General features: G+C 64.4%; 5 protein-coding genes. 3 read left to right on the top strand and 2 right to left on the bottom strand.

Annotation, left to right across the window (positions count from 1 at the left end):
* Both VLR48_RS16275 and VLR48_RS16270 read right to left on the bottom strand, forming a co-directional pair.
* Positions 1 to 785, bottom strand: a 785-nt coding sequence (locus VLR48_RS16275) for an AI-2E family transporter (RefSeq protein ID WP_325292796.1), incomplete at its 3' end; no start/stop codon positions are given.
* 400 nt (positions 786 to 1185) lie between these two features.
* A complete protein-coding gene (locus VLR48_RS16270) occupies positions 1186 to 1860 on the bottom strand; it encodes a Fe2+-dependent dioxygenase (RefSeq protein WP_325292795.1) in 675 nt (224 codons plus the stop codon).
* A gap of 158 nt (positions 1861 to 2018) precedes the next feature.
* On the opposite strand from VLR48_RS16270, the gene VLR48_RS16265 reads away from it, so the two are divergent.
* The 3 genes from VLR48_RS16265 to VLR48_RS16255 all read left to right on the top strand — a co-directional run.
* Complete coding sequence (locus VLR48_RS16265) at positions 2019 to 2609, top strand: hypothetical protein (RefSeq protein ID WP_325292794.1); 591 nt, start codon at positions 2019 to 2021, stop codon at positions 2607 to 2609.
* Positions 2610 to 2652: 43 nt separating this feature from the next.
* On the top strand, positions 2653 to 3006 hold the full coding sequence (locus tag VLR48_RS16260) for a hypothetical protein (protein WP_325292793.1): 354 nt from the start codon (positions 2653 to 2655) through the stop codon (positions 3004 to 3006).
* Positions 2993 to 4365, top strand: a 1373-nt coding sequence (locus VLR48_RS16255; RefSeq protein WP_325292792.1) for an SLC13 family permease, incomplete at its 3' end; no start/stop codon positions are given. The genes VLR48_RS16260 and VLR48_RS16255, both read left to right, overlap by 14 nt.

The raw sequence follows: 4365 nt of genomic DNA, 5'->3' as shown, positions 1-4365 counted from the left end.
CCGATCTGCACCACGCACATCACCAGCGCCAGCAGAGCCCAGAGCCCGGCCGCGGGGACGCCGATCGCCAGCCAACCGAGACCGGCGAGGAGCGATTGAATCAAAGCGACACCGAGAATGCCCCGGGTCACGCTGCGAACGGTCGCCTCGGAGAGCTTGGCGAACTCCACACCCCGTGCCCCGGCCAGCCGCCGCGCAAAGGCGACGCTTGCGCGCTGTCCGGCCTCGGCCTGCGCGAGCAGAAAGCCTGCGATCAGGATGGCCACGAGGATGTGCAGCAGGCCCACACCGGCGCCGCCGGCCACACCGATCGTCCAATGCAGGGCAACCTTGAGCTCGGGCTCGACCTCCATGAGCACCGCCCGGAAATTCGACGTGCCCTCGGACCAGACACGCGCGATGTCGTCACCGATCATCGGCAGCTGTGCAACGGCATCGGGCAAGGGCGGAATCTTCAGCGACTCGTGGCTGAAGGCAGCGATGACGGTGTGCACCTCCCCTACGAGCGAGGCACTGAGCAGCAGCGCAGGGATCAGCAGCAGCGCAAAGCAGAGCAAGGACATGATGACGGCGGCGAGGATTCGACGCCCGTGCAGAACCTGCGTCAGTCGCTCGTAACCCGGATAGAGTCCGATGGCGATGATGATCGCCCAGGCAAAGGGCACGATAAAGGGTCGCACGATATCGAAACACCAGGCGACCAGGATCGCGAGGATCACGATGCGGATGAACGCCTCGATGGCTCGGTCCAAAAAGATGCGATCCCCGTCGCCGCCCTGTCGCATGCTTGATCCCCTTTAACCTCGAAGACAGCGTTGTTTGCCCGCTTAAACCGCGCCCGGCGCGGTACACGATGTTTTCGGATTGGATCGGCTCCGGCAGACTTGACGACCGTTGGAGCCTGCGCGGTTCAAGAACGCTTCAAAAACAACCGAAACACGGATGGGTAGAGCGAAGCGAAACCCATCCCGCCCGCGCCGAACGATACCCCGGGCGATCCCCGAGCGCGACGATGACTCGACGCGTTTTGAGTTCCGTCGGGGCCGGATCCGGGCTAGTGCAGCACTGCAGATGTGTAGAGACCGTTCGTTGTCGTTGTCGTGTTCGTTATCGTATCCGATGGTCGATTACGACAACGACAACGAAAATGATCTCGGACGGTCTCGGAATCTCTGCACCGCTCCTCTAGAGATCACTCCACATGCGCACCAGATTCGCGTAGGAGCGATCGACGTAGGCGGTGGTGCCCTCTTCCGGTGCCGTCTTGAGCAATCGCTCGCGGGCGAGATTCAACTCGTAGAGCAGCTCTCGGCGCGCGGGATCGCGCACGTAGCTTTGGATCCAGGTCAGGGCGACCAAGCGCTCCCCGCGCGTGACCTCTATCACGCGATGCAGACTCGAAGAGGGATAGACGACGGCATCGCCCGCGGCGAGCTTGATCCTCTGCTCGCCGAACGGTGTGCGGATGGACAGCTCTCCGCCGTCGTAGGACGCGGGATCGTTGAGAAAGATCGTCATGGAGACATCCGAGCGGAAACGCGGACCGGTCGTCCCCATGATCGGATCGTCGACATGCTCACCGTAGGCCATGCCCGGGGTGTAGCGGGCGACGATGGGGTCCGCCACCCGATACGGCAGGACACCGAACCGAAAGGTCTCGTGATGGCCGAGACTCGCCATGACGATGCGGATCAGACGCTGCATGCGATCGGGTTCCGGGCGCAGCTCCTCGTTGCGCTTGACCCGACCCGCGGCGAATCCGGCGGTCAACTTGCCGTCGACGAAGGGGGCGTCCGCGATGGTCTCGTGGATCTTGGCGATCTGGGCGCTGTTGAGAAGCGCCGGGATGGTCAACAACATGCTGTGCTCCGAGAACGACCCGACGCGCCTTGTCGTCGCCGCGGCCGAAAAAGAAATCGATAGACTGAAACCGCGTCTCGGTACCGAACCTACGCGAAGTCGAGCCCGCTCGGTATAGTACTATCCGAAACCATAACCAACGACGAGCGAGGCAGCCGATGCTTCTGAAAGCCATCATCGACGATCGGATCTACGAGCTCAACGTCCCCGATGCCCTCATCGGCCAAGCGCAGCCCTTTTTCGAGAAGCTGGACCAGGACATGGACGCCGGCTGGCAGATGAGTCGGGAGTGGGTCGAAAGGCCGGACCGGCTGCAACGCTGCCAGATCGTCGCCGACAAGCTGCTCACCGCGCTCGAGTCCGAGAACCAAAAGCTCGGGATGATGATGGCCGGCTACATCTTGGCGCGCCTTCCCGGGGTCGAATCGGTCGAGCTCGACGTGCAAGGCGAGATCCAAAACAACCGCTTCAACCTCGCCGAGCACCGACCGGCCGAGGCGCCGCCGCACGCGACGACTGCCCCCGGCGATCTCGGCAAGCTCGGCAAGCTCGAGGCCATGGAACAAGCCGGCAAGGACGTGACCAAGGTCTTCAAGGTCGGTCGAGGCTGGCGGTTCTCGGTGTTCGATCACGCCACCGGCACCTGGTTGGACTCGCCGCTCGCACCGACGGAAGAGGACGCCTCGCGGCTGCGCCAAGAGGCATTCAAGGCCCGTTACGAGGCCCTTCAACGCGGTCGCGATCACTAAACGGGATTTCCGGCCCGTCCGACCGGATTCCACGAGTCAAGCAATGGCCGACATCTTCAGTGTCACTGCGCCGTTGGCCCTGCGCTGCCCGGACGGCACGCGCAAGGTGATCGCGGCCTGTTTTCCTCATTCCAGAGGGCTTCTCTATCTGGATCCCTTCTGGCACCGACGTACCCCTCGGGAGGCCGCCCATCTCATCGACGGTGAACTGCAAGGCGAGGGTCCGTGGAAGATCGGCGGATGCGTGATCAGCGTCCTGGGCTGTCACGGCACGGATCCAGACTTGGCCGTAGCCTATGCGCAATGGCATGCCTATCTGGAATCGGACGAGGGTGCTGACTACCCGGGGCGGGAGCAGATCCGCTCCATTGCCCGACGGCTCGGTGCCTCGATTTAACGTGGAGACGAGCGCCTTCCTTCAACTCGGCTGGCAGGGCTGGTTCAGCCTCGGCATCGTCGTGCTCTGCTTCGGGCTCTTCGCCTTCAGCCGCGCGGCGCCGGATGTCGTCACGGCCGGTGCACTGACCCTGCTGCTTCTGTTCGGCATCCTAACCCCGACGGAGGCCCTGAGCGGCTTCTCCAATCCGGGCATGCTGACCGTCGGCGTGCTTTACGTGGTCGTCACGGGCCTCACGCAGACGGGTGCCGTCGGTTGGATCGGCCCCAGTCTGCTCGGGCGCCCGCGAGGACCGACCGATGCACGCCTCAGGCTGATGGTGCCGGTCGCCGGGGTGAGCGCCTTCCTGAACAACACGCCGGTCGTCGCCATCTTCATCCCGGCCGTGCAAGACTGGGCCAAGCGCAACGGGCTCGAGCTCTCGCGCCTGCTCATCCCTCTGTCCTACGCCAGCATCGTCGGCGGCACCTGCACCCTGATCGGGACCAGCACCAATCTGGTCGTCAACGGGCTCTATACGGAGCGCCTCGGCGGCGAGGGGCTCGGACTCTTCGAGCCGATCTGGATCGGCCTGCCGATCACGATCGCGACATTGGTCTTCATGCTCACGGCGGGACACTGGCTGCTTCCGAAACGCACCTCCGCGGCCGCCAGCTACGAGGATGTTCGACAGTACACCTCCGAGATGCTTGTCGAGCCGGGGAGTCCGCTGATCGGCAAGAGCATCGAGGATGCCGGTCTGCGCCAGCTCCCCGGGCTCTTCCTGATCGAGATCGAGCGCGGCGAGCAGGTGATCGCGGCGGTGTCCTCGCAGGAGGTGCTGCAGGCGAACGACCGGCTCGTCTTTGCCGGGATCCTGGATTCGGTGATGGACCTGCAGCGCACCCGCGGCCTGATCCCGGCAACCAACCAGGTCTTCAAGCTCGACGTGCCGCGCCCCGGGCGCTGTTTCGTCGAGGCGGTGCTGTCGGACAAATCGCCCTTGGTCGGCAAGAGCGTGCGTGCCGGGCGGTTCCGCAATCGCTACGACGCCGTGATCGTCGCGCTCGCACGCAACGGCGAGCGGGTCGACCGCAAGATCGGCGATATCGTTCTGGCGCCGGGCGACACCCTCCTCTTGGAGACACGCCCGGACTTCGTGGAGCAGCAGAGGAACTCGCGCGACTTCCTGCTCGTGAGTCAGATCGGGGATTCGCATCCGCTCAAGCACAAGCACGCGCCGGTCGCCATCGCCATCGTGGTCGCGATGGTCGCCGTCGTGACCATCGGCTGGTTCAGCATGCTGGAGGCCGCATTGCTGGCCGCCGGACTCATGATCCTCACCGGCTGCACCTACAGCCGCACCGCTCGGCGCTCGCC

The organism is Thiocapsa sp., from assembly GCF_035467215.1.
GTDB lineage: Bacteria > Pseudomonadota > Gammaproteobacteria > Chromatiales > Chromatiaceae > Thiocapsa.
Note: the sequence above shows the minus strand (reverse complement) of the source record. Positions and strands in the feature narration are given on the sequence as shown.

Coding starts and splice junctions, on each gene's coding strand:
- VLR48_RS16270 (WP_325292795.1), bottom strand. CDS start 1,860: ATGTTGTTGACCATCCCGGCGCTTCTCAACAGCGCCCAGATCGCCAAG.
- VLR48_RS16265 (WP_325292794.1), top strand. CDS start 2,019: ATGCTTCTGAAAGCCATCATCGACGATCGGATCTACGAGCTCAACGTC.
- VLR48_RS16260 (WP_325292793.1), top strand. CDS start 2,653: ATGGCCGACATCTTCAGTGTCACTGCGCCGTTGGCCCTGCGCTGCCCG.